We start from the raw sequence: 23,335 nt of genomic DNA, 5'->3' as shown, positions 1-23,335 counted from the left end.
TGCGAAACCCTATCGCTGAATTCGCTCAGCGACAGACCCACTCTAGGCAGTGATTTTGGTAGCCGCAACCGGGCTGTAGGACCACACGCGGTCACTGTGGCGAGGGGGCTTGCCCCCGTTCGGTGGCGCAGCCGCCGCAAAACCGGGCGTTGCGGTGTGTCTGAGGAAACGGGCTAGCAGGGTTTGGGGCTGCTTCGCAGCCCAACGGGGGCAAGCCCCCTCGCCACAAAGGGCAGATTCCTACACGTTTTGCAGACTTCAAAATCCTGGCCGCGCGCTCATCGAACGATCAGGCGCGGGATATTCGGCGGTGAGGTCGCTTGCTTCCGCTCAGCGCCGCCGCCGTCGTAGACTGAAAGCCAATGGCAAATCAAGGATGGAACGCGCCCATGATCGAAATCGGCAGCCGCAACAACGCTCCCACGCCGCAGCACAAAACCCAGGACATTTACCTCTTCCACATCGACCTTTCCCGGCCGGACGCGCCTTTTTGTTTCGAACAGTCCATCGGTGGTGGTCATTGCGAGCAGGGCGGGGCGGCGTGGTTGGCGGTGTCGGCGCTTGAGGCTTGGCCGGGTGAGTGGCGTCTGCATTTGCAGAAGTCCGGCTGTGGCTGGGTCGCTGAGCTGGTGGATGGTCATCCGGGCGTCGATCAGGCGACGCTGGTGTCAATGATTCTCAAAAAAGGTGACCAAAAAAGGTGACAGATCTATTTGATAAATAGACCTGTCACCTTTTCTTCCACTATCAGCTGAAACCCATCAAGGCACTCATCCAACGGAGTCCCCATCGGTTGGCCACTACAAACCACAATACCCCTACGACTTGAAACGCCCCACCAGCCCGTTCAGTTCATCCGAGAGGTGCGACAGCCGGCCTGAGTCTTCTTGCGCGGAGTTGGCCAGGCTTTCGACCAGCCGTGCTTCGTCGTAGATCTGCTGGATATGTCGATTGATCTCTTCGGCCACACTGTGCTGTTCTTCCGCCGCTGCCGATATCTGCAGGTTCTGATCCCGGATTTCATTGACCGACAACTGGATGCCTTCAAAGCTGTCACGTGCGTTCTCGATCGAGGACACGCTGGCACGCGACAGGTCCAGGCAACTTTCCATCTTCTGCGAAACTTCCTGGGTCTTGCTGCCGAGCGTGTTGAGCAACTGGTCGATTTCCCCGGTGGAGTCGGACGTGCGCTTGGCCAGGGCTCGGACCTCATCCGCGACCACGGCAAAACCCCGGCCCTGGTCACCCGCCCTGGCGGCCTCGATCGCCGCGTTCAGTGCCAGCAGATTGGTCTGCTCGGCGATGGCGCGGATGGTGCCCAGAATCTGGTTGATGCTGCGGCTGCCTTCTTCCAGCTCCACCATGGCCTGGGAAGACTCGGTCAAGCGACGACCCAGGCGGTTGACGTTCTGGGTGGTCAATTCGATCTGCTGTTTGCCTTCGGCCACACGGTGGTGTCCGTTCTCGGCGGAGTCGGCTGCGGTGCTGCACGAACGGGCCACTTCGTTGGCGGTAGCGACCATTTCGTTGAATGCCGTGGACACCAACTCCACCGCTTCACGCTGACGACCGGCCGCCTGATTCATGTTATTGGCCACCTCGCTGTTGACGCGCGAGGCATCCTGCAGGTTGGTCGATGCGGCGCCGATACGTTGTATCAACTGGCGTATCGCGGCGAGAAACTTGTTGAACCAGCCTGCCAGTTCTGCAGTTTCGTCCTTGCCCTGCACCTCGAGATCGCGGCGCAGATCACCTTCGCCTTCGGCAATCGATTGCAACCCGGTGCTGACCTGGCCGATAGGCTTGACGATCACCCTGGCGAACGCCGCAGCGAGCAGCGCAAAGAACAGCACCAGCACAACCACGATAACCGCCGTCAGGTAGGTCATGCGAGTGGCCGCGGCCATGACTTCGCTGTACTCGATCAAACCAACGTAACGCCAACCAAGGCCGGGCGATGTCCAGACATTGGCCATGTACCTGACCCCGTTGATTTGCACCTCGGTGGAGCCCTGCGCGGTGGCAGCCAGTTTGGCGTAGGGCTCGCCCAGGTCCTTGAGCTGCTTGAAGCTGTGCCCGGCGTCACGCGGGTCGACCAGCACGGTGCCGTCCTCGATCAACATCACGTAGCCGCTTTCGCCGAGCTTGATGCTTTTGACCAGTTCGGTGAGGTTTTTCAGCGAAACGCTCACGACCAATACACCCTTGGCGTTTCCAGCGTCATCGAGCAGTGCCCTGGCGCTGCCGACCAGCGCCACAGCGTCCTTGTCATAGTAGTAAGCGGGGGTTCGTACCGTTTTGCCGGGGCTAGCCATGGCGGCTTTGTACCAAGGGCGCAAACGCGGGTCGTAGTTCGACAGCTGCGGGTCGTCCGGCCATTTCGCGTAGCTGCCATCTTCCAGGCCGATGGAAAGGATGGCGGCGGCCGGGTGCATCGCGCCATAACGGGCGAACGCATCAATGACATGCCGGGCGGCCGGTGGCAGAGGCAGGCTGGCGGCATCGGCGGCCTGATAGTGTTTTAGGCCTGCGATCGATGTGTATACAGGGTCGGTGGCCATTTGATCGACATTTTGCTGCGTGCCGTCGAAAAACTGCCGCATATTGCCGTCGATCTGGCGTATTTCACGGGTGCTGCCATCGAGAAACTGATCGACCGCCTGAGCCCGTATATTCAGCACCGATATCACCGCCACCAGGCTCACCGGAATGAAGGCGACCAATACAAAGGCAAGGACGAGCTTGTTTTTTATTTTCATTATGACGATCACCATCCGAGGAAGTGCGGTGCAAATAGCCGGATCACACGGATGAGTGGCGATTTGCTGTTTAGTCTTTTTCGGCTGGTTTGGTGGAATCTTTACGGTTTATTCGTGCACAAAAAAAGTAAAAAATGTTCTCAATCTTAAGGCTGGGCAAGAGGCTTCTATCTTCGTGCTTCAGCGTTGGTGAGCTGAGCTCTGGATCAGCTCAAACCAGCTCACCAAGATGGGCTAACAGGGTTTGGGGCCGCTTCGCAGCCCACCGGGAGCAAGCTCCCTCGCCACAACGAGCAGATTCCTACATATTTTGCAGACTTCAAAATCCTGGCCGCGACGTTACGGCATTTAACCCGAGGAGAATCCCATGAGTCAGACACTGGAGCGCGCCATTGCCATCGCCGCCGCGGCGCATGAGGGGCAGGTGGACAAGGGCGGGGCGCCTTACATCCTGCATCCGCTGAAAGTCATGCTGCGGGTGAACACGCTGGAAGAGCGCATCGTCGCGGTGTTACATGACGTGGTCGAGGACTGCGGCATCGGCCTCGACGATCTGCGCAAGGAAGGTTTCAGTGAAGCGGTGCTGACGGCGATTGCGTCGGTGACCAAGGCGCCGGGTGAGTCCTACGAGGCGTTCGTCGAGCGCGCGGCGCAGAACCCGATCGGGCGGGTGGTGAAGCTGGCGGATCTGGAAGAGAACAGCGACTTGTCGCGGATTGCCCAGCCGTCCTGGGAGGATCTGGAGCGCGTTGAGAAGTATCGGCGGGCGATGGGGGTGTTGCGTTCGTAGCGGGTGTTGGTAACGCGTTGCGGATGTTCCACAGCAAGAACGGCTTGCCGGCGATGGTGCTTTTGAAGGCCTCATCGCGGGCAAACCTCATCCCACAGGGTTACAGACTGTTGGCCAGTTTTCCGGTAGACAGCCGACGTCTGTAAGCCGTGTCACGATTCGCCAACCACCAGTACAACGGCGAAGTCACCAACAACCCCACCACCCAGGACAAATCTGCCCCATTGATGTGCGCCGAGATCGGCCCGACATACAGCGGCGTGTTCATGAACGGAATCTGCACCGCAATCCCGATCGCATACGCCAACAACGCCTGCGGGTTGTACCGGCCATAGATCCCGCCATCGACCTGGAAGATCGAATCGATGTCGTACTGACCTTTGTGAATGGCGTAGAAGTCGATCAGGTTGATCGCGGTCCAGGGCACCAGCACCACGAGCAACACCAACACCATGTCGACGAAGTGGCCGATGAAGTCGGCTGATGCACCGACGGCGGCGAAGCAGCAGGCGGCGAGGACGATGACCGAGAGGATGGCGCGGCTCTTGGCGGTGGGGATCCAGCGGTAGGCGAAGGTTTGCACCAGGGTGATCAGCGACAGCACGGCGCCATAGAGGTTGAGGGCGTTGTGGCTGATGACGCTGAGCAGGAACAGCACAAGCATCAGTGGGCCGATGGAGCCGGTGGCGAGTTTGACCGCGTCCATGGTGTCCATGCCGACGGGGGTGGCGAGGACTGCGACGGCGCCGAAGATGAACGACAGGCTGGAGCCGAGTGCCGAGCCGAGGTAAGTGGTCCAGAAAGTAGCGGCGACGGGCACGTCTTCCGGCAGGTAGCGCGAGTAGTCGGACACGTAAGGGGCGAAGGCGATTTGCCAGAGCGCGGCCAACGATACGGTGGCCAGCCAACCGGAAATATTGAAGCTGCCGCGGGTAAGGAAGTCGGCGGTTTGCACGTGGGTGAGGATGTAGCCGAAGCCCAGCACAATGCCGACGCCCAGCACCCAGGTGCCGATGCGGTTGAGCACGTGGATGAAGCGATAGCCGATGATGCCGATGATGCCCGACCCGAGCGCGCCGATGACGATGCCCACTGGCACCGGCACGCTGTCGACCACGCCGTGCAGGGACTTGCCGGCGAGGACGATGTTGGAGGCGAAGAAGCCGATGTACATGATGCCGGCGATCAGCACCACCAGCAGGGCGCCGAGGGAGCCGAACTGAGCGCGGCTCTGGATCATTTGTGGAATGCCCATCTGCGGGCCTTGCGCCGAGTGCAGGGCCATCAGCACGCCGCCGACCAGGTGGCCGACCAGAATGGCGACGATGCCCCACACCAGGTTCAGCTGGAACAATTGCACGCCGAGGGCGCCGGTGACGATGGGTAGCGGCGCGATGTTGCCGCCGAACCAGAGGGTGAACAGGTCTCTTACCTTTCCGTGGCGATCTTCCGGGGGGACGTATCCAATCGTGTGTTTTTCGATGAGCGGAGCGGAGGGTGTTGCTGCGGTGGACATGGTGAACTCCAAGGCAAGGATGAGTACGTGGACGTACTTCGGTGAGCGCCGCGCGAGCGACGCTTTTCTTGTTGGAGCGATGATGTGCAATGCGTCGGGATAGATAAATTAGTAAGTTTGTTGCTTCAAACCTTAAAAAATATATGCCCGGGGTTTTGATGTGTCGGGTATGTTCAGCCTTGATCCTGAGCGTCCTTGGATACTCCGTAATGCCTGGTTTTGTTACCTGTGGCGAGGGGGCTTGCCCCCGCTCGGCTGCGAAGCAGTCGTAAAACCGCTGCATGCGGTGCACCTGATACACCATGGTTGCAGGTTTTGGGGCCGCTTCGCGACCCAACGGGGGCAAGCCCCCTCGCCACAGAGTTGTGCATCGACTGATCCCGCAGGCTTCGCCAGCTCTTACAGTAATTGTGTTCCGCGGAAGTTTTTTGATTTTGATGTGTTGTGTCTGGAGGTCCCCATGGCCGCTTACAACCTGCGACAGCTCAAGTATTTCGTCACCACCGCCGACTGCGGCAGCGTGGCGGAGGCTTCGCGCAAGCTTTATATCGCGCAGCCGTCGGTGTCGACGGCGATCAAGCACCTTGAAGAAAGTTTTGGCGTGCAGCTGTTTATCCGGCATCACGCCCAGGGTGTTTCGCTGACGCCGAGCGGGTCGCGGTTTTATCGCAAGGCGCTGGAGCTGCTGCGGGTCGCGCATGAGTTTGAGCAGAACGCGCTGGCGGACAACGACGTGGTCGCGGGGCAAATCGATATTGGCTGTTTTGAAACGGTGGCGCCGCTGTACCTGCCGCGTTTGATCGCTGGTTTCAAGGAGCGTTGGCCAGGTGTGGAGATCCGTATTCGCGATGGCGAGCAGCAGGAACTGGTGCAGGCACTGACCGCCGGCAGCATCGACCTGGCGATGCTGTTCGAACACGATCTGGACAGCACGATTGAGACAGTGCCGCTGATGCCGCCGCAACAGCCCTACGCCTTGTTGCCGGCGGATCACCGCTTCGCGCAACAGGCGAAAGTGTCGCTGAATGACCTGGTGCTGGAGCCGATGATATTGCTGGACGTGGTGCCGAGCCGGACCTACTTCGTGAGCATTTTTGAAGAGCGTGGGCTGACGCCGCACATCGTGTTCAGCTCACCTTCGATCGAGATGGTGCGAGGGATGGTCGGGCGCGGTTTTGGTTTTTCGATTCTGGTCACCAAACCGTTTTCCGAATACACCTATGACGGGCAGAAAGTCGTGTGCATACCGCTGGCCGAAACCGTGACCGGTTCGGGTCTGTCGGCGGCATGGTTGAGAAGGTCGCAGCTGACCAAACCGGTACAGCTATTCGTGGATTACTGCCAGGAAGAACTGGCCCGACTGTATACCTGAGCGTCGGGCCAATCATCAGCGGCTGATTGATAACAGCATCCGTTGCAGCATTTGGTCGCAGCCGTTCAGTTGTTCGAGGCTGACAAATTCGTCCGGCTTATGACCCTGATCCATGCTGCCCGGACCGCACACCACTGTCGCAATACCCGCCGCGTCAAACAGACCGCCCTCGGTGCCGAACGCCACCGTACCGAACTCCCGAGAACCGGAAAAAGCCGCGATCAGCTCAGCGGCTTTGCTGTGCGCATCGGTCGCCAAACCGGGATAGGCCGACAACTCACTGAAGCGGATTTCACTCTGATCACTCACGGCGCGCATGCGCGGTAGCACTTGTTGCTCGGCGTAGGTCTGCAATTCCTGCGCAACGAGGCCAGGGTCTTGTGAGGGCAGGGCGCGGATTTCAAAGTCGAAGCGGCAATCGGCGGGGACGATGTTCAAAGCCTTGCCGCCGGAGATGACGCCGGTTTGCACGGTGCTGAACGGCGGATCGAAACGGGCGTCGTGATGTTCCGGTGCCTTGAGCCTTTGACCTATTCGCCCCAGTTCGCCGATCAGTTCGGCGGCGTATTCAATCGCATTGACCCCGAGTGGCGCGTACGCCGAATGGCAGGCTTCGCCATGAATGTCGCAGCGCATCGCCAGCTTGCCCTTGTGGCCGAGCACCGGTTTGAGCTCGGTCGGTTCGCCGATGATGCAGAGCATCGGTTTGACCGGGCGCTGTTCGAGGGCTTTCAAAAGCGAACGAACGCCGAGACAGCCGACTTCCTCATCGTAGGACAGCGCGATGTGCACCGGCAGTCGTAGCGAGGCCTTCACCAGCGACGGCACCAGGGCGAGTACGCAGGCAATGTAGCCTTTCATGTCCGCGGTGCCGCGACCGTACAGCTTGCCGTCGCGCTCGGTGAGCTGGAACGGCGCAACCGTCCACGGCTGGCCGTCGACGGGCACCACATCGGTGTGCCCCGACAACACGATGCCCGGCTGATCCGCCGGGCCGATGGTGGCGAACAGATTGGCCTTGCTGCGCTCGTCGTTGTAGACCAGCTCGCAAGGCACATCGAAGCGGGCGAGGTAGTCGCGGACGAACTCGATCAGCTGCAGATTTGATTCGCGGCTGGTGGTGTCGAACGCCACCAAGGCTTCAAGCAAATCGCGGCTGTTGCTCATCGGTCGTCTCCGGCGACACCGTAGCCAGGGGATTTATCGGGGGCGAGGGCGCGGTCGATGTAGTCCTTGACCTGTGGGCGATAGGCGTCCCACAACTGCTGCAATTTGCCTATCGGATCTTCATCAGCCCAATCGACCCGCAGGTTGATGATCGGCCAGGTCAGTTCGCCGACCACTACAACGGCAGCCGAATGCACCGGCCCGGCTTCACCGCCTGCGACCACCGCCGCTTTCATCGCGGTGAGCAAGCGATCGGTCAGTTGGCCCTCGCCATGTTCGTACGCCTCGACCATGGCCTCGATCACGGCTCGGTCCGCGAGCATGTTGCCGGCGGCCACGCATTGCTCGCCAGACACGGCGTTGTGGTTGCCCAGGGTTTCTGAGCCGCTGAAATGCGCGGTGCGACCGAGGTGGTCGATCGCCGTGATTTGTCGGTATTGGCTGTAGCCGTTGCGGGTCAATGCCTTGTCCAGAGCCTCGACAGGTGAGAGGCCTTGTTCCATGAGGGCGAGGGTTTCCGGGCCGAGGGATGGCAGGGTGATATTTTGTGTGGAGACCGCGCCGACACCGGGCAATAGCCAGGGGCAGCGGGCGCCGACGGCGATGCTTGAGGAACTGATTGCAATGCCGAACTGACCGGTTTCGGGGCAACGGGCGGCGATGGAGAAGGTCATGGTTTTGCTCCTTGTTCGGGCTTGGAGAAATAGGTTGTCTGTCTCGACGCCATAGCGGGCAAGCCCCCGCTGGCCGCGACTCGGTCTACCTGCTTACTCAGGAATCACCGCAATCACATCAATCTCCATCAGCCACTGCGGCTGCCCCAGTGCCGACACCACTAACCCGGTGGAAATCGGAAACACCCCTTTGAGCCACTTGCCCACTTCCCGATAAACCGGCTCGCGGTAACGCGGGTCAATCAGGTAAGTGGTGGTTTTGACGATGTGGCTGAGGTCGCTGCCAGCTTCCTCCAGCAACTGTTTGACGTTGCGCATGGCTTGCTCGGTTTGCGCACGCGGGTCGCCGAGGCCCACCAGGTTGCCTTCGAAATCGGTGCCGACCTGGCCGCGAACATAAACGGTGTTGCCGGCCCGCACCGCTTGGCACAGGTCATTGTCCAGGCTCTGGTTCGGGTAGGTTTCCTTGGTGTTGAACATGCGAATACGGGTATGGGTTGGCGTGGACATCTGAGGCTCCTGAAGAACTATTCGTTAAGCGCTGACGGTGGTTTTATGCGCGAGGGGGGCGGTTTCAGCTTCGCGTTGCAGGGCATCGCGGTAGTCGTGGTATGAGCGCTGGATGGCGATCTGATCAGCCACGTACTTGGCGTCGTGCCAAACACCCCAGATGAACGAAGAGCCGCGACGCGATTGCCACGGCAGGCCGAGGAAATACACCCCAGGCTCGCTCGACACTCCGCGCTGATGCTGCGGCTTGCCGTTGTCGTCGAAAGCGTCGACCTTCAGCCAGCTGTAATCCGTGGCAAAGCCAGTGGCCCAGATGATCGAAGTCACGCCAGCCTTGGCCAGGTCGAGTTCAAGAATCGGGTTGGCGACGCAATCCGGATCCGGGAAGGTATGCCGCGCCTCAGGTTCTTCCGGCAAGTCCAGGCCATTGCGCTCGACGTAGGCGTCGGCGGCATTGAGCAGCGCCAGATAGTTCTCATCGCCGCGTGCCAGGTTGTCGGCAAGGTTGGGCTGGAACGTCGCCACGCTGCCATTGAACGATTGGGTCAGACCCACCAGCGTCATTCCGCGATGGGCCAGCCCACGGAAGTCCACCGTGCGGCCGCCATGCGCGCCGCTCACCGCGATGGTCACGTGTTCCCGGCCGGGTTTCATCGCGGCCTGATCCCACTCGCCGAGCACGCCCAGCCACCAGCAGAAATCACGGTTGCGATAGGCGCGAGGAGGGCGATCGTGCGCACCCACCGAGAGGTAAACCTGCTTGCCGGCACTCTGTAATTCATCGGCGATCTGCACCCCGGACGAGCCGGCGCCCACCACCAGCACAGCGCCCTCTGGCAGTTGCTGCGGGTTGCGGTATTCGGCGGAGTGGATCTGGGTGAATGGCTGATCTTTCGGCGCGATCGGCGGAATAACCGGGCGCTGGAAAGGTCCGGTGGCGGCCACTACGCGGTTGGCCTCGATCACGCCTTCGGAGGTTTCAATGGTGAAGCCTGGACGACCGACATTGCGCTCGACTTTCTTCACGTCCACGCCGGTGCGGATGGGGGCGTTGAACTTCTTCGCGTAGGCTTCGAAATAGTCGGCCACCCGCTCTTTCGGGGCAAAGCCGTCAGGGCTGAGATCGTCGAACTCAAGGCCCGGAAACCGATCGTGCCAGGCCGGGCCGTTGGCCACCAGCGAATCCCAACGGCCGGTGCGCCAGCGCTCGGCGATGCGGCTGCGCTCGAGCACCAGGTGAGGCACGCCGAGTTTGCTCAGGTGTTCACTCATGGCCACGCCAGCCTGACCGGCGCCCACAATCAGCGTATCTATTTTTGTTTTTTCAGTGGTCATCTCTATACCCATCGAAGTTGGAATCAGGTCGGTTGTGGCCTGCCATTTCTTGGGTCAAGACTAGGGATCACCCCTGGATCGGTAAAATATTATAAAGCTGGCATTTGAATACAAATTACCGATCTAGCGTCTGCGATCTTCTGGCGGTGTTGGAGGCAGCTCGGAAGTTCGTCTCGCGGCGTTAGTATTTTTCCATTTACCCATCATGCCCCTTGAAAACAATTAGTCTAAAAACTCCGGCCCAGGCTTCGAATGGTTTGCTATTCTGAGGTTGTAGGTGAAGACGCAGACTGATGCGCAAAGGGATAGCGAGGAGGCGTGGGGCGCGCTCCCAAGGGTACACGGTTAGAAAGATCTCCGCGCTGAGATCCAGCCCTTATGCCGTGTGAGGCAGAACAGCCTAAAGCTAAAAATCCTGTTCTGTGAGAGGCCCGATAAACCTTGTAAGCCAGAGACCAGCGCTGGCCACCTACATCGATTTCCAAAGCCCGCCTTGTGCGGGCTTTTTCGTGTTTGCTGTAGCAGCTGCCGAGCTTGCGAGGCTGCGTTCGGCTGCGAAGCAGTCGTGAATCCGGCTGACGCGGTCTGCCTGACACACCGCGAGTTCTGGTTTGACGACTGCTGCGCAGCCGAACGCAGCCTCGCAAGCTCGACAGCTGCTACGGCGAACGCAGCCTCGCAAGCTGCTACAACGAGTGTGTCGCCTGACTGACGTGAGCCGCAAAGCCCGACTGATCCGCAGCAACTTCATCGCGTAACGTGAGTTGCGGAATGTCATACGCCCCTGAATTTTGCGCCCGGAAAGCAATCGGCGCGGTTTCCCACAGGTCATCCAGCCGTTGGCCGAGCGCCTCACAAGTTGCTGAAAATCTCACCTCATCCATTCGGCCGGTCCGATAGATCACGAACGGTGGCAGCACGTCGAAGCCGGGGTAGAACAGTACGCCGTGCTGGATCGGGAATAGCACATCGTCGATCGGCCCGTTGATGCCCCGTGGGCTGTAATGAGATTCCCAGCCACCCGTGGTGACGATCAACATCGCCCGTTTGCCCGCCAGCGTGCCTTCCCCGTAACGGTCGCCCCAACGCGCATCGGAGTGTTCCCCTACGCCATAGGCAAAACCATAGGCATAGACGCGTTCCACCCAGCCTTTGAGGATCGCCGGCATCGAGAACCACCACAGCGGAAACTGCAGGATGACGGTATCGGCCCAGAGCAGTTTTTTCTGTTCGAGAACGATGTCCTGGCGTTGCCGGCCTTCTTTGAAGGCACGCTTGGAGTCTTGCGACGGATCGAACCGTGCGTCGGCAGGCCGGCCGAAACTGTCATCGGCGTCCAGCGAGGCTTTCCAGTCCATCGCATACAAATCGGAAACCTGTACCTGGTGGCCGGCAGCTTCCAGGCGTTTGACGGCAAAGTCCTTGAGCGAACCGTTTAACGATTTGGGTTCGGGATGGGCGTAAACGAGCAGAACATTCATGGCTGGGTCTCCGTTGTCAGAAGCCAGCAGAATCAGGCCTTACCCGGTATATTGGAAATGAATAACCAATATGCCAGGTATTGTCATGAGTAATCTGCGACGTCTGGACATCAACCTGCTGCTGACGCTTGATGTCCTGCTCTCGGAACACAACGTGACCCGTGCGGCGCAACGTCTGAATTTGTCGCAACCGTCGGTGAGCGTTCATCTCGCTAAATTGAGGGATATTTTCAACGATCCGCTGTTACTGCCGGGGCCACGGGGCATGCGGCCCACGGCTCGGGCGGATGGGTTGCGCGAGCCGTTGCGCCAGGCCCTGGAAGCCCTGGAGCGCGCGGTGTCGCCCGCCAGCCCTTTCAACCCGGCCGAGGCACGGCAGACGTGGAATGTCATGGCGTCGGACTACGGCGAGTCGACCATCGTCTTGCCTGCGTTGGCCGGGCTGCGTTCGGCGGCACCCGGCACGCGTTTGGCGGTGTTTGACCTGATGCCGTCACAGCTGGCCAAACAAGCGGAGCAGGGGGCAATCGACCTGGCGTTTCATACCACCGAGGATGCTCCCCTCGGTTTACGGCGTCGAACGTTGTTTACCGAACACTATGTGTTGGTGGGGCGTGCCGGCCATCCGCTGTTGAGAAAGCGACCGACACTCGCGCAGTTCTGCGAACTCGACCACGTCATCGTATCCCGGGATGGCGGAGGCTTTCAGGGTGTCACCGATCAGGCGCTTTCCCATCTGGGCATGACGCGCCGAGTGGTGCTTTCGCTCCCCCATTTTCTGTTTGTCCCGTCGGTGGTGGAGAGCACCGACATGGTCGCGATGCTGCCAGCTCGCCTGGTTCGCGATACGCACGCTTTGACCATGGTCGAGCCCCCGCTTGAAGTCCCGGGTTACGAGATGTCGATGCTCTGGCCCGAGCGCTGTCACCGCGACCCTGGGCATCAATGGTTGCGTGAGTTCATCGTGAGTGCCTTGTGATGGGTATCAATCAAACACAATCCCTTGTGGGAGCGCCTTGTGTTCATTGAGGTGTTTGGCTAATCTCGCACAAACACGCAAAAACAGGCATAACCATGCACGCCGAGCATTCCTCCGCAGAGCTCCCCCAACTTCGCCGCCAAAAAATCCTGCTGATCCTCGAACGTGATGGCAAGGTCATGGCTTCCGAGCTGAGCCAGCATTTCGCCGTGTCCGAAGACACCATTCGCCGGGACCTGTCGGAGCTGGCCAGTGCCGGGCTGGTGCAGCGGGTGCACGGCGGGGCGTTGCCACGGCCCAAGGACACGGGCAAGGATTACTTCACCCGGGTCAGCGAAACCGATGAGGTGAAAACCCGGTTGGCGCAACTTGCCGCGCGCCGGGTCAAAGACGGCCAGATCGTGATGTTCGATTCCGGGAGCACCACGCTGCAGATCGCACGCTCGCTAGCCGCTGACATTGTCATCACCGCTGTCACCGCGTCGCCGATGATCGCGATCACGTTGGCCGAATACAAAGGCATCACGGTGATCGTCGCCGGTGGTCAGCTCAACCCTGCGACGATGTCTTCCAGCGGGCATGAAACCCTGCGGTTGATCGAGAGCATCAAGGCCGACCTGGTGTTCACCGGGGTCTGTGCCATTCATCCGGAAGTCGGCCTCAGCTCGCTGCATTTCGATGAAGTGCCGGTGAAGCAGGCGATGCTCGCCAGCGCCTCCCATGTGATTGCCGTGACCACCGCGGACAAACTGGGGGCAGTGGAGCCCTTCGTGGTTGCGCCTTGTGCCCGTGTGCATACGCTGATCACCGAGCGCCACGTGGCCTCGGGCAATCTCGAGGATTATCAAAGACTGGGGATCGAGGTGGTGCAGGCAGACGCCTGAGCGTCATCGCGCCCGGCGCTGCATGGGTTACGCTGATAGCAACGACGGGAGGAATGCAGTCATGACTGAGCGCCACATGATCCACTCGGAAACGCTGTCGAACGGATGCACGATTGAGGTTAAAGCCGAGATATTGAGAGACGGTTCGCTGAAGATGTTCATGGGGGTCTATTGGCCGGATGGCTCGGCCATCGTTGAGGACAAACACCCCTCGCCGCATCTGCTGGACATGGAAGCGGCGATGGAGTGGGCCATCGAAAAAGCCAAAACCATCGGTAACAGCCAGAGAACGCTGTAAGGCCCGGTGATAACGGAATCATTGACCGGCTTGAGGGTCGTAATTATGGGTTTGAACGCACTGCGATCGATTCGCCGCTAGCGTCACCTCATCCCCGTAGTTCTGACCTTTTAGGACATTAAAATGAAGCGCACCGCGATAATGACCCTGGCCATTGCAAGTACTCTCCTGCTGGGAGGTTGCTTTCCTTACTGGGAAGAGGGAGACAGGTACGATCGGGATCACCGTGAATACCGTCGCGACCATGATCGTGGCTATTATTACCGTGATGATCGAGGGTATGACCGGGATTACGATCGTCGTGATGATCGCCGTCGGCACCGCGACCGTGGCAACGATGATAACCAGGGCGACGATTGACGCTTGATCGCCTGACTTCAGAGTGGGGTGATAACCGCTCTGAACCTCCTCCTGAGGAATAACCATGCGAAGGCTGACTGGGTATGTTGCTGCGCCTCTCACTCAATGGCTGATCGCAGCAGGTATCGGCCTGACTGCCGTGGTGTTCAATGCACAGGCACAAATCCCACCTAAAGCCACTCAAGAAATAAACAGCTTGCTGGACTTTGTCGAGCACAGTGAATGCCGGTTTGTGCGCAACGGCAGCGAATACGCTGGCCCTCAAGCCCGGGCGCATTTGGAGAAGAAGCTGGAGTACCTTGAAGAGCAGGAGAGGGTGAACAGCGCAGAAGACTTCATTGAACTGGCGGCCACCCAAAGCAGCATGAGTGGCCGCGCCTATGAAGTGCACTGTCCGGCAGGCATACAACCGGCCAGCCTCTGGTTGAAGACCGAGCTACAGCGGCAACGGCAACTTCACTGATGGTCTTGTCGGGCGCTAGCGCAGTAGATGCACCGCCAAAATGGCGATTCCTTTTTCCGATGGCGACTCTTCACGGCGTGCCAAACATCGCCGTCCAGTAAATGCCTGCGTCACTCTTCGGGTCCACCGCGTAGGCTGCACCCAGTTCGCGAAATTGTGGGTTCATCAGGTTGGCGCAATGCCCCGGGCTGGCCAGCCAGCCATCGACCACCTTGCGCACCGTGTCCTGCCCGGCGGCGATGTTCTCACCGACCTGTTGGCCGGCGTAACCCGCCAGTTCAGCCCGATCACCCGGCGTGCGGCCGTCGCGGTCCTTGTGATCGAAAAAGTTATGGTTGGCCATGGCCCGGCTGTGGCCCTCGGCGGCTGACCCGAGCGTGGCGTTCCAGGCCAGCGGTGTGGTGGCGGTGAAGGATTGGGCACCGCACTGGCGCGCTTGCGTGCGGGCGCTGTTCATCGCTTCAAGGAGTTTCTGTCCCTCCGCCTGCCAGTCGCCCAAGCGCCCGGTCAACAGGGGGCGTGCCAGCACGATGCGCCATTCACGGCCCTCCCGGCTGACGCCGATATCGACAAATTGCGGGTCCAGCACCACCCGGCAGAAGCTCTCCTGAATCGCCTTCATCGCGGCGGGCGCATCACGCGGGCCGGACAAGCTGATCGCCTGCACGTTAACCATCGGATATGCCGCGCGGGCCAATGCCTGCTGCAGGTCGCCGATGCTGTTGGCGGACAGCACCAGACGCGGATCGCTGGCCAGCGGTGGTAACTCCGAAGACGCCTGTCCGGCACAGCGCTGTACCTGGCTGCGGTAAACGTTGATCGACTCCACCAGCTGTTGTTCATCGGCCGCCGACGCGATGACGCTGAACACCAACCCGAATGACAACACGCCAAGATGCAAAACGGATGACAGGCTGCGCATGAAAATCTCCCTTGAACGATCTGTGCCCATGATGCGCGATGTCCCCCCTCCCGATGCAATGCCTTTTCGCGCCCAAATGCAGTTTATTGCCTGCCTGTTGGATTGAATTGCGGCTACTACAATCAACCCAGGTCTGCGATCGTTTCATTGCTCACGAAGGTTTCAATCAGAAGGGTCGGAACATGCGATTCAAAGGGGTAGCCACCTGCTTCGCAATCATCCTTCTGTGCGGCCAGGTGTGGGCGACCGACCAGGAGCAAAAAAAGGAAGTGGCCGAAGAAAAGGCGCAGGTCCTGGAACAGAAAGCGGCAGAGAAGGGTAGCGAAGCTCCGGTGCCCAAATCCGAGGTCATCACCCCCTCCGAAGCGCAGGCGGTCGATCCGGCGGGCACGGCGCCGCTGGAGGATGCCATAACGTGCCTTGCACGCAGTATCTACTGGGAAGCCAAAGGGGTGACTGCTGCCGACATGGAAGGCGTCGCCAGCGTGGTCATGAACCGGCTCGGTCACGAAGGTTTTCCGGATACGGTGTGCGCCGTGGTCAAGCAAGGTTCCGAAAAGCATGCCTGCCAGTTTTCCTGGTGGTGCGACGGGCGTGCGGATCAGGTAAAGGAAGACGACGAATATGCCATCGCCAAGGAGATCGCGCGCAAGGCACTCAACAAGCAACTTACGGACCGCACCCACGGTGCCTTGTATTTCCACGACAGAACGGTGAAACCCGACTGGGCGAAGCAGTACATCAAGACGGGCGAGACCCGGAAGTTTCTGTTCTATAAACCTGGTGGCGGGACGGCAAAGTAGGTGCGAATCGCTTCGCACCATCTGGAGTCAACCCTCTACTGGCCGCTTATGCTACGGGTGGGAAACGCTACGGTGATGGTCAGCCCCTCGCGCTTCCAGTCACGGCGGATTTCGCCGTGAAGCTGGCCATGCACGGTCGCTTTGGCGAGAAGGGTGCCGAACCCGGTGCTGTCGGGCTCCCGGTCAATGAGCGGGCCATTCCTTTCGCTCCAGACCACGGTGAATACCTCCTCACTCTCTCTACAGGCAATATCCAAAAGCCCTTCAGGCAAAGAGAGCGCCCCATATTTCGCGGCGTTGGTTGCAAACTCATGCAACAGCAAAGCGAAGCTGGTGACTGATGCACCGTCAATCGTTATGTCAGGGCCGGTCACGACGGCGCGTGACTGGCTGTTATCCCCGCTATCGGCATAAGGCGCGAGAATGGTTTGTATGAGGGCATGCAATGTCGTTGGCTGCTCGTTACTCAAACCGTGCGGTATGGTCAGGGTATGGGCTCGCGCCAATGCGTTCAGCCGTGCGCAAACGGCGGAGGCGAGTTCACCGGGGGTCGTTGCCGAACGGGCGCTCAGTGAGACCACGCTGTTCGCCAGGGTAAACAGGTTTTTCACCCGGTGATCCATCTCTCTGATGAGCAGGCTCTTTTGTTCTTCCGCCTGTCGTCGCTCGGTGATATCGCGAGCGATTTTGGCCGCGCCGACAATACGGCCTTGCCGATTTCTGATGGGGGAGACGGCAAGAGAGATCTCGACCAGGCTGCCGTCTTTGCGCCGCCGGAGGGTTTCATAGTGTTCGATGCGCTCGCCTCGACGGATGCGCGCCAAAATGCCGGGTTCCTCATCCCGCCGATCCAGGGGGATGAGCATGTCAATGGGTTGGCCGACCGCTTCCTCGGCCGTGTAACCGAAGAGTCGCTGGGCGCCAGCGTTCCAGTTGGTAATCGTGCCGTTCAGGTCTTTGGCGATGATCGCGTCGGCGGACGATTCGACCAGCGCGTCATGGATCAGCGCGGCCTCGTCGGCGACGGTCTGGTCGGTCAGATCGATCAGCATGTTAACGGCGCCTATCAGGCCGCCTTCTGCATCGAATATCGGCGAGGGGCACGCCAGAAAACGAACGCGTGTGCCATCCGGACGTTCGGCGATGGCTTCAAGCCCTCTGACAGGACGCTGTTCCTTCAATGCCATGGACATGGGGCATTCATCGTGGGGCAGCGGCGTGCCGTCAGGCCAATAGAGCTTCCAGGAGCCGCAAAAGGTGCTCTCCCCAAGCGCCGGGGTCACTCCCCACAGCGCCACCGCTGCACGGTTGTAAAAGGTGATCAGACCCTTGGCATCGGTGGTGTAGATGGCCTCGGGCAGTGCCTCAAGGACATCGCTCAACCCCAGGTCGTGAAGGGACGGGGAGGTTTGCTCGCTACCTTCTGAGGGTGCACAGGTAGGTCCAATAGCGGTGTCGCCCTCATGGACAGGCCCTTGGCTCATTCGCAAACTCCATGCTGGTGGTGCCTTGGCACTCGATTCAGGTGATTCGGGGTGAAATACAGGATATAGCGATGTGGCGAGGTCCCGGAAAGAACCTTGCCTCTAATTAAGGACTATTTTTGGTCGCGCACAACAAGCTTGATCGAAATTCGCTCGCTGCTGCCCGTACATTTTTACGCTTTCTTTACGGTAGGTGTTTTCCCTTGCGAGGATACTTGCCGCGTTTTTTTGATCGTCGACAGGCCTGCAAACTCTCCAGGTCGCCTGAACGAACGGCATGACACCCATGGACTAATCTCATTATCAGGCCGTGGGGTTTCATGGCTGAGTTCCAATGTTTGCCCGGTAGCCCCGCAAACCCTCTTGCTCGAAGGTGGCATGCCATTTATTTCCTTCAATCTCAGAGAAGCTACCCGTGAGCGAAACAGCGATCCCCGCCCATGAAAACTCCCACGCCAAAACATCAGGAGTGGGCTTGCTCGTCGCCGCGGTCGGCGTGGTTTATGGGGACATTGGTACCAGCCCGCTTTACACACTCAAGGAAGTGTTCGCCGGCCACTATGGCGTCCAGGCCAATCAGGACGGTGTACTGGGCATTCTGTCGTTGATTTTCTGGTCGCTGATCTGGGTCGTCTCGATCAAGTACGTGCTGTTTATCCTGCGCGCCAACAACCAGGGCGAGGGCGGCATCATGGCCTTGACGGCACTGGCACGCCGGGCCTCGGCGCCGTATCCGAAAATGAGCCGGAACCTGGTGCTGCTCGGGCTGTTTGGCGCGGCACTGTTTTACGGGGACAGCATGATCACCCCGGCCATTTCGGTGCTCTCCGCGGTTGAAGGTCTGCAACTTGCGTTCGAGGGCATCGGGCATTGGGTCGTTCCGCTGTCCGTTATCGTTCTGGTAGCACTGTTCCTGATCCAGAAACATGGCACGGCGCGTATCGGCATCCTGTTCGGCCCGGTCATGGTGCTGTGGTTCGTGGTGTTGGGCATTCTCGGTACATACGGCATTCTGCAACGCCCGGAAGTGCTGCAAGCGCTCAATCCTGTTTGGGCGGTGCGATTCTTCGTGGTTCATCCGGGTATTGGCATCGCCATTCTGGGCGCCGTGGTATTGGCATTGACCGGTGCTGAAGCGCTGTATGCCGACATGGGCCATTTCGGTCGCAAACCGATTGCCCGTGCCTGGTTCATGCTGGTGCTGCCTGGCCTGGTGCTCAATTACTTTGGTCAGGGTGCGTTGATCCTCGGGAGCCCGGAAGCGGTACGCAACCCATTCTATCTATTGGCACCCGACTGGGCGCTGCTGCCGATGGTCGCGTTGTCGACGCTGGCCACCATCATCGCGTCCCAGGCGGTAATTTCCGGGGCGTTCTCACTGACTCGCCAGGCCATTCAGCTGGGTTACGTGCCGCGTATGTTTATCCAGCACACCTCCAGTCAGGAGCAGGGGCAGATTTACATCGGCCTCGTGAACTGGGCGCTGATGGTCGGCGTCGTGTTGCTGGTCATCGGCTTCGAGTCGTCCAGTGCGCTGGCGGCGGCGTATGGCGTGGCGGTGACGGGGACCATGTTGATCACGACTATCCTGTCCTCGGCCGTGGTCTTGCTGCTGTGGAAAACACCGCGCTGGCTGGCGATTCCGATGCTGTTGGGTTTTCTCGTGGTCGACAGCCTGTACTTCGCCGCCAACATATCGAAGATCTTCCAGGGCGGTGCGTTCCCGGTAATCGCCGGTATTGCCCTGTTCATTTTGATGACCACCTGGAAGCGCGGCCGCAAGATCATTGTCGAGCGACTGGACGAAACCGCTCTGCCGCTGCCGTTGTTCATCAGCAGCATCGGCGCGCAACCACCCCATCGAGTGCAAGGTACCGCGGTATTTCTGACGGCCAGATCCGATGCAGTTCCCCATGCGCTGTTGCACAACCTGTTGCACAACCAGGTGCTGCACGAGCAGGTGGTGTTGCTCACCGTGGTGTCTGAAGACCGTCCGCGTGTGCCTGCGGATCAGCGGTTCGAGATCGAGTCTTTTGGCGAAGGGTTCTTCCGGGTCAGTCTGCACTTCGGCTTTATAGAGGAGCCCGATGTGCCGCTGGCGTTGAGTCTGTGCCATTTGAAAGAGCTGGATTTCAGTCCGATGCGCACCACCTATTTCCTCAGCCGCGAGACGGTCGTCCCGACCAAGCGTATCGGCATGGCCCGTTGGCGCGAGACCCTGTTCGCGTTCTTGCTGAAGAACGCCAACAGCAACCTCAAATACTTCAATTTGCCGCTCAATCGTGTGATTGAGCTGGGTACGCAGGTTGAGATGTAGCGACTCATCCCTGTGGGAGCGGCGGTGCGCTGCTCCCACAGGTATTGCACCCAATCTTTAGCCTTGAAGTGCTTCCATCAACACTTGCACCAACTGCCCACCTTGCGGCGTAGCCCAGCTTCCGGCGAGTTCTGCAATCAGCTGGTTGGTGGTGGTCAGCGTCACGCCGCCTTTATCCATCCGCCGCAGGGCGATGTCATCGGCCATCACACTCGGTGAACCGCCACCGTCGGCCACTACCTGAACGTCATAGCCTTCACGCACCAGACTCAGCGCCGGATAAACCGTGCAGACGTCATTGGTGACTCCGGCAATGATCAGCTTTTTACGGCCCGTGGCTTTGACGGCGGCGGCGAAGTTTTCATCGTCCATAGCGTTGACGATGCCCAGGCGTTTGACGCGGGAAGCGAACTCGGCAGGCAGGATCTGCTCCAGTTCACTCAGCAGAGGCCCCTGTGCGTACTCTTCCATGCTGGAAGTCAGCACCACCGGCAATTTCAGAATGCTGGCCGCTTTGGCGAGCATCAGCGCGTTGCGTTTCAGTTCTTCGAACGGGATGGATTTCACCCAGCCCATCGTTCCCACCTGGTGATCGATCAACAGCAGGGCGGCATTGTCGGCACTGAATTTTTCATACGTCATGATGATTCTCCTGGCAGTAGGGGGGCGGCATGGGACTATCATTGATCAATCCGAATCCGGGATAAACCGGGTAAAATTGAAATGACTGATCCACTGATGGAGCAATAGCCTTGGAGTTTCTCAACGACATGGCGCTGTTCGTCGAGGTTGTGAAGGCGCGAAGTTTCCGCCGCGCGGCCGAGGCGATGGGCATGCCGAACTCGACGCTGTCGCGCCGGATAAGCGGCCTCGAGAAAGAAATCGGGCTCAGGCTTTTGCATCGCACCACGCGCAAGATCGAGCTGACCGAAGCGGGGCAGTTGTACTTCGAACGCTGCAAACGCATCGTCGAAGAAGCCAGGCTTGCGCACGAGCAGCTCGGCGAAATGCTGGCCCACCCCAGCGGTGTACTGCGGGCCTCTTTGCCGGTGGATTTCGCCAATATCTACCTGGCACCGCTGATAGCGGAGTTTGCCCGGCTGTATCCCGGCATCAGCTTCGAGTTCGATCTGACCCCGCGTCAGGTCGACCTGGTGAGTGAGCCGATTGATGTGGTCATCCGCATGGGTGAACCCGCGAGTTCGAACCTGATCGCCCGCAAGCTCGCCAGTTTGCGCCGCGGTCTTTACGCCTCACCCCGTTATCTCGAACAGTACGGCGATCCCGTCCAGCCCTCGGACCTGACTCATCACCAATGCCTGCGTCTGCGCGGAACCCGTGCTGAGCGCTGGATACTTTCCAGCAGTGAAGGGCAGGAGGAGGTTGAGGTGGGCGGTCGATTTGAACTCAACAGCGTGGGAATGATTCGACGTCTGGCGACGCTGGATCTGGGAGTCGCGTTACTGGCCGAAGGCATCGTTGCGCAAGACCTCGCCGATGGCACGCTGCGCAGAGTCTTGCCGCAGTGGCAGGCTTCGCCCGTCTCGGTTTATGCCCTCACCGAGACGCGACTGTTACCGGCGAAAACCCAACGGTTTATCGAGTTTCTGCGTGAGAAATTGCAGGATGCTTAGTGGGTGGTGAGTGCCTTTTCACTAGGCAAGATACGCGGGAACGCGGACGTTCAGCCTTCTCTCTAAAAGACCGCGAACGGAACGAAAAGAGGACGGATTTATTTGAGAGAAATAAATCCGTCCCCTTTTTTGCGCTTTTTTCGAGGGGCACCTAGGGTTGCCGCAGCATGAAGTCAGGTATCCGAGTCGGATACGTGCCCCACTTGAGTTCTTACCTCAAACAACCGGTCGGCTATCTGCCGACCTTGCTCCAGCCCTTCGGCCGTCAACCAAATCGATTTGTTCTTGTTCACCGGATTACTGATGAAACCTTGTTCATGCAATCGGTTCATGGTCTCGAAGTCGAACCCTTTCCAGGCATTGCCGTTGTCAAAACTGAAGGTTGCCAACAGGGCAAGCACGGCTTCTTCAATCAGTTTGTCGTCATATTCCATGATCGTTGCTCCGCTCGTATTCAACAGGTCTCATCGAGTTCATGTTCATTAAGCGATCCGTGAACCCCACACTTTAACGGTTGGGGCCTATGTTGAAAAAGAGGGCGAGTCTCAAAAGAGACTTCTCCATTCTCTCCCTAGCGGACGGGCAACGATTTTACCTACTTACATTCAAGCTTCAGCCAGAGCCGCCGACAATGGCTGTTTACATTTTTAAATTCGACTAACGGCTCCCGCCTGTACTCAATGGACGACCCCCGATGCTCAAATGCTTACTACCACTTGCTGTTGTCTTGTCCCTGGCTGGCTGCTCAAGCAATTCGCAAAACCAATACATCGATCAGGTCCAGTCCAGCAATACACCAATCGCTCATTCATTCCAGGAAGCCATTCACCAGGCACCGGTCACTCCTCTGCCGATCAATCGTGACCTGTTTCCGGTGCGATGGGAGATCAGCCCAGCAGAGCCACGCATTGTCATGGGGACGCAGCAAGGCAACTACCGACTGTTCAACTTCCGTTTGCTCAAGGGCCAGACCTACGTGATCAACGTCAGCTCAATGTGCAACAACATGTGCATGGGGTTTGCGAAAAGTGCTCTGAAACCCAAAGCAGTGGTGCTCGATGCACAAGGTAATATCGTGGCTGATAATTTGGTCGGCCCCAATGCGCTGGCAATTGAATGGTCCGGCGTCGCGCCCGCCGATGGCACTTACTTTTTGCTGATCGCTGCGGATAACCGCGCCCCGGGGGAGCAGGTTTCAATCATCAATACACCGATAGCAGGCTACCCAGGAGTGAATATGCCGATAGGTATGACAAGTGCGCCGTTCGGTAAAGTCATCGCTTATGTCGAATTTCCAAACGAGCCATAAGAGGGGGCATGGGCCAATTCTTTCAGGTGTATGCCAAAGGGTTGGCCTTGAATCGCTATTGGTTCCTGGCATCAGGAAAGACACGCGGAAAAGCGGGCATTCAGCCTTCTCACTAAAGGCCGCGAACAGAGTTAACGATGAAATTCATGCCCGTGGATTCGATTGTGGGCTTTAATGTCCGTGCTCACTATGCAGCCACGTTAGCTTCGACTTCGTACGAAGGTGGATTCGCCTGACGGCGGGTTCAGGCTGCCATGTATTTGTCTAATCAAGGAAGA

General features: G+C 59.1%; 23 protein-coding genes and 1 pseudogene. 12 read left to right on the top strand and 12 right to left on the bottom strand.

Annotation, left to right across the window (positions count from 1 at the left end; translation table 11 throughout):
• Positions 1-389 precede the first annotated feature (389 nt).
• Positions 390-704 carry a hypothetical protein gene (locus ACEN9A_RS17495; protein ID WP_258668889.1) on the top strand — a complete coding sequence of 105 codons (315 nt, stop codon included), beginning with the start codon at positions 390-392 and terminating at the stop codon, positions 702-704.
• A gap of 114 nt (positions 705-818) precedes the next feature.
• On the opposite strand, the gene ACEN9A_RS17490 is transcribed toward ACEN9A_RS17495, so the two are convergent.
• On the bottom strand, positions 819-1,586 hold the full coding sequence (locus tag ACEN9A_RS17490; protein ID WP_408981127.1) for a methyl-accepting chemotaxis protein: 768 nt from the start codon (positions 1,584-1,586) through the stop codon (positions 819-821).
• A gap of 87 nt (positions 1,587-1,673) precedes the next feature.
• Positions 1,674-2,759, bottom strand: a pseudogene (locus ACEN9A_RS17485) (cache domain-containing protein); the annotation flags it as partial.
• Positions 2,760-3,126: 367 nt separating this feature from the next.
• Here ACEN9A_RS17485 and ACEN9A_RS17480 point away from each other — a divergent pair.
• The gene (locus ACEN9A_RS17480; protein WP_258668885.1) at positions 3,127-3,549 is read left to right on the top strand and encodes an HD domain-containing protein; all 423 of its coding nucleotides are present in this window, start codon (positions 3,127-3,129) and stop codon (positions 3,547-3,549) included.
• A 100-nt stretch (positions 3,550-3,649) separates the two neighbouring features.
• On the opposite strand, the gene ACEN9A_RS17475 is transcribed toward ACEN9A_RS17480, so the two are convergent.
• Positions 3,650-5,065 carry a purine-cytosine permease family protein gene (locus tag ACEN9A_RS17475; RefSeq protein ID WP_258668884.1) on the bottom strand — a complete coding sequence of 472 codons (1,416 nt, stop codon included), beginning with the start codon at positions 5,063-5,065 and terminating at the stop codon, positions 3,650-3,652.
• A gap of 460 nt (positions 5,066-5,525) precedes the next feature.
• Here ACEN9A_RS17475 and ACEN9A_RS17470 point away from each other — a divergent pair, with 460 nt between their 5' ends.
• Entirely contained in the window at positions 5,526-6,437 is a 912-nt protein-coding gene (locus ACEN9A_RS17470) for a LysR family transcriptional regulator (protein WP_019648652.1), read from the top strand.
• Between the two features lie 15 nt (positions 6,438-6,452).
• Here ACEN9A_RS17470 and argE read toward each other — a convergent pair whose 3' ends face one another.
• The 5 genes from argE to ACEN9A_RS17445 form a co-directional block, all read right to left on the bottom strand.
• Entirely contained in the window at positions 6,453-7,604 is a 1,152-nt protein-coding gene (gene argE / locus ACEN9A_RS17465) for an acetylornithine deacetylase (RefSeq protein ID WP_258668883.1), read from the bottom strand.
• Positions 7,601-8,278 (bottom strand): DUF1028 domain-containing protein, encoded by a 678-nt coding sequence (locus ACEN9A_RS17460; RefSeq protein ID WP_258668882.1) that lies wholly within the window; start codon positions 8,276-8,278, stop codon positions 7,601-7,603. The genes argE and ACEN9A_RS17460 overlap by 4 nt, the downstream gene beginning before the upstream one ends.
• Positions 8,279-8,371: 93 nt before the next feature.
• The gene (locus tag ACEN9A_RS17455; protein ID WP_018930235.1) at positions 8,372-8,788 is read right to left on the bottom strand and encodes a RidA family protein; all 417 of its coding nucleotides are present in this window, start codon (positions 8,786-8,788) and stop codon (positions 8,372-8,374) included.
• 24 nt (positions 8,789-8,812) lie between these two features.
• Positions 8,813-10,123 carry a flavin-containing monooxygenase gene (locus tag ACEN9A_RS17450; protein WP_258668881.1) on the bottom strand — a complete coding sequence of 437 codons (1,311 nt, stop codon included), beginning with the start codon at positions 10,121-10,123 and terminating at the stop codon, positions 8,813-8,815.
• 686 nt (positions 10,124-10,809) lie between these two features.
• On the bottom strand, positions 10,810-11,604 hold the full coding sequence (locus ACEN9A_RS17445; protein WP_258668880.1) for an NAD(P)H-dependent oxidoreductase: 795 nt from the start codon (positions 11,602-11,604) through the stop codon (positions 10,810-10,812).
• An 85-nt stretch (positions 11,605-11,689) separates the two neighbouring features.
• Between ACEN9A_RS17445 and ACEN9A_RS17440 the strand changes: the two genes are divergently transcribed.
• From ACEN9A_RS17440 to ACEN9A_RS17420, 5 genes are all read left to right on the top strand, one after another.
• Positions 11,690-12,583, top strand: coding sequence for a LysR family transcriptional regulator (locus tag ACEN9A_RS17440; protein ID WP_258668878.1), 894 nt, complete (start codon positions 11,690-11,692; stop codon positions 12,581-12,583).
• Positions 12,584-12,678: 95 nt separating this feature from the next.
• Positions 12,679-13,467 (top strand): DeoR/GlpR family DNA-binding transcription regulator, encoded by a 789-nt coding sequence (locus ACEN9A_RS17435; protein ID WP_258668875.1) that lies wholly within the window; start codon positions 12,679-12,681, stop codon positions 13,465-13,467.
• A 61-nt stretch (positions 13,468-13,528) separates the two neighbouring features.
• Entirely contained in the window at positions 13,529-13,765 is a 237-nt protein-coding gene (locus tag ACEN9A_RS17430; protein ID WP_019648658.1) for a hypothetical protein, read from the top strand.
• 123 nt (positions 13,766-13,888) lie between these two features.
• Positions 13,889-14,125, top strand: coding sequence for a hypothetical protein (locus ACEN9A_RS17425; RefSeq protein WP_081628196.1), 237 nt, complete (start codon positions 13,889-13,891; stop codon positions 14,123-14,125).
• Positions 14,126-14,189: 64 nt separating this feature from the next.
• A complete protein-coding gene (locus ACEN9A_RS17420) occupies positions 14,190-14,588 on the top strand; it encodes a YfeK family protein (RefSeq protein ID WP_258668873.1) in 399 nt (132 codons plus the stop codon).
• Positions 14,589-14,658: 70 nt separating this feature from the next.
• On the opposite strand, the gene ACEN9A_RS17415 is transcribed toward ACEN9A_RS17420, so the two are convergent.
• On the bottom strand, positions 14,659-15,510 hold the full coding sequence (locus tag ACEN9A_RS17415) for a CAP domain-containing protein (RefSeq protein ID WP_258668869.1): 852 nt from the start codon (positions 15,508-15,510) through the stop codon (positions 14,659-14,661).
• A gap of 182 nt (positions 15,511-15,692) precedes the next feature.
• On the opposite strand from ACEN9A_RS17415, the gene ACEN9A_RS17410 reads away from it, so the two are divergent.
• Complete coding sequence (locus tag ACEN9A_RS17410) at positions 15,693-16,313, top strand: cell wall hydrolase (protein WP_138867799.1); 621 nt, start codon at positions 15,693-15,695, stop codon at positions 16,311-16,313.
• Between the two features lie 35 nt (positions 16,314-16,348).
• Here ACEN9A_RS17410 and ACEN9A_RS17405 read toward each other — a convergent pair whose 3' ends face one another.
• Positions 16,349-17,695, bottom strand: coding sequence for a PAS domain-containing HWE histidine kinase family protein (locus ACEN9A_RS17405; RefSeq protein WP_258668868.1), 1,347 nt, complete (start codon positions 17,693-17,695; stop codon positions 16,349-16,351).
• Between the two features lie 517 nt (positions 17,696-18,212).
• Between ACEN9A_RS17405 and ACEN9A_RS17400 the strand changes: the two genes are divergently transcribed.
• Complete coding sequence (locus tag ACEN9A_RS17400; protein WP_258668867.1) at positions 18,213-20,114, top strand: potassium transporter Kup; 1,902 nt, start codon at positions 18,213-18,215, stop codon at positions 20,112-20,114.
• A 57-nt stretch (positions 20,115-20,171) separates the two neighbouring features.
• Here ACEN9A_RS17400 and ACEN9A_RS17395 read toward each other — a convergent pair whose 3' ends face one another.
• A complete protein-coding gene (locus ACEN9A_RS17395; RefSeq protein WP_007904567.1) occupies positions 20,172-20,756 on the bottom strand; it encodes an isochorismatase family protein in 585 nt (194 codons plus the stop codon).
• Between the two features lie 110 nt (positions 20,757-20,866).
• On the opposite strand from ACEN9A_RS17395, the gene ACEN9A_RS17390 reads away from it, so the two are divergent.
• The gene (locus ACEN9A_RS17390; protein WP_258668864.1) at positions 20,867-21,748 is read left to right on the top strand and encodes a LysR family transcriptional regulator; all 882 of its coding nucleotides are present in this window, start codon (positions 20,867-20,869) and stop codon (positions 21,746-21,748) included.
• A gap of 173 nt (positions 21,749-21,921) precedes the next feature.
• Here ACEN9A_RS17390 and ACEN9A_RS17385 read toward each other — a convergent pair whose 3' ends face one another.
• Positions 21,922-22,182 (bottom strand): DUF6429 family protein, encoded by a 261-nt coding sequence (locus ACEN9A_RS17385; protein ID WP_258668863.1) that lies wholly within the window; start codon positions 22,180-22,182, stop codon positions 21,922-21,924.
• Positions 22,183-22,442: 260 nt separating this feature from the next.
• Between ACEN9A_RS17385 and ACEN9A_RS17380 the strand changes: the two genes are divergently transcribed.
• Entirely contained in the window at positions 22,443-23,057 is a 615-nt protein-coding gene (locus tag ACEN9A_RS17380; RefSeq protein ID WP_258668862.1) for a hypothetical protein, read from the top strand.
• The last annotated feature ends 278 nt before the right edge of the window (positions 23,058-23,335 follow it).

Source organism: Pseudomonas sp. Pseusp18, from assembly GCF_059506005.1.
This window is presented reverse-complemented; position numbering and strand designations above follow the sequence as displayed.

Bases quoted from the DNA above. Each gene is read 5' to 3' on its own strand.
- ACEN9A_RS17440 (WP_258668878.1), top strand. From the start codon at position 11,690: ATGAGTAATCTGCGACGTCTGGACATCAACCTGCTGCTGACGCTTGAT.
- ACEN9A_RS17410 (WP_138867799.1), top strand. From the start codon at position 15,693: ATGCGATTCAAAGGGGTAGCCACCTGCTTCGCAATCATCCTTCTGTGC.
- ACEN9A_RS17445 (WP_258668880.1), bottom strand. From the start codon at position 11,604: ATGAATGTTCTGCTCGTTTACGCCCATCCCGAACCCAAATCGTTAAAC.
- ACEN9A_RS17450 (WP_258668881.1), bottom strand. From the start codon at position 10,123: ATGACCACTGAAAAAACAAAAATAGATACGCTGATTGTGGGCGCCGGT.
- argE (WP_258668883.1), bottom strand. From the start codon at position 7,604: ATGAGCAACAGCCGCGATTTGCTTGAAGCCTTGGTGGCGTTCGACACC.
- ACEN9A_RS17490 (WP_408981127.1), bottom strand. From the start codon at position 1,586: ATGAATCAGGCGGCCGGTCGTCAGCGTGAAGCGGTGGAGTTGGTGTCC.
- ACEN9A_RS17470 (WP_019648652.1), top strand. From the start codon at position 5,526: ATGGCCGCTTACAACCTGCGACAGCTCAAGTATTTCGTCACCACCGCC.
- ACEN9A_RS17415 (WP_258668869.1), bottom strand. From the start codon at position 15,510: ATGCGCAGCCTGTCATCCGTTTTGCATCTTGGCGTGTTGTCATTCGGG.
- ACEN9A_RS17460 (WP_258668882.1), bottom strand. From the start codon at position 8,278: ATGACCTTCTCCATCGCCGCCCGTTGCCCCGAAACCGGTCAGTTCGGC.
- ACEN9A_RS17425 (WP_081628196.1), top strand. From the start codon at position 13,889: ATGAAGCGCACCGCGATAATGACCCTGGCCATTGCAAGTACTCTCCTG.
- ACEN9A_RS17480 (WP_258668885.1), top strand. From the start codon at position 3,127: ATGAGTCAGACACTGGAGCGCGCCATTGCCATCGCCGCCGCGGCGCAT.
- ACEN9A_RS17495 (WP_258668889.1), top strand. From the start codon at position 390: ATGATCGAAATCGGCAGCCGCAACAACGCTCCCACGCCGCAGCACAAA.
- ACEN9A_RS17420 (WP_258668873.1), top strand. From the start codon at position 14,190: ATGCGAAGGCTGACTGGGTATGTTGCTGCGCCTCTCACTCAATGGCTG.
- ACEN9A_RS17395 (WP_007904567.1), bottom strand. From the start codon at position 20,756: ATGACGTATGAAAAATTCAGTGCCGACAATGCCGCCCTGCTGTTGATC.
- ACEN9A_RS17430 (WP_019648658.1), top strand. From the start codon at position 13,529: ATGACTGAGCGCCACATGATCCACTCGGAAACGCTGTCGAACGGATGC.
- ACEN9A_RS17380 (WP_258668862.1), top strand. From the start codon at position 22,443: ATGCTCAAATGCTTACTACCACTTGCTGTTGTCTTGTCCCTGGCTGGC.
- ACEN9A_RS17435 (WP_258668875.1), top strand. From the start codon at position 12,679: ATGCACGCCGAGCATTCCTCCGCAGAGCTCCCCCAACTTCGCCGCCAA.
- ACEN9A_RS17475 (WP_258668884.1), bottom strand. From the start codon at position 5,065: ATGTCCACCGCAGCAACACCCTCCGCTCCGCTCATCGAAAAACACACG.
- ACEN9A_RS17385 (WP_258668863.1), bottom strand. From the start codon at position 22,182: ATGGAATATGACGACAAACTGATTGAAGAAGCCGTGCTTGCCCTGTTG.
- ACEN9A_RS17455 (WP_018930235.1), bottom strand. From the start codon at position 8,788: ATGTCCACGCCAACCCATACCCGTATTCGCATGTTCAACACCAAGGAA.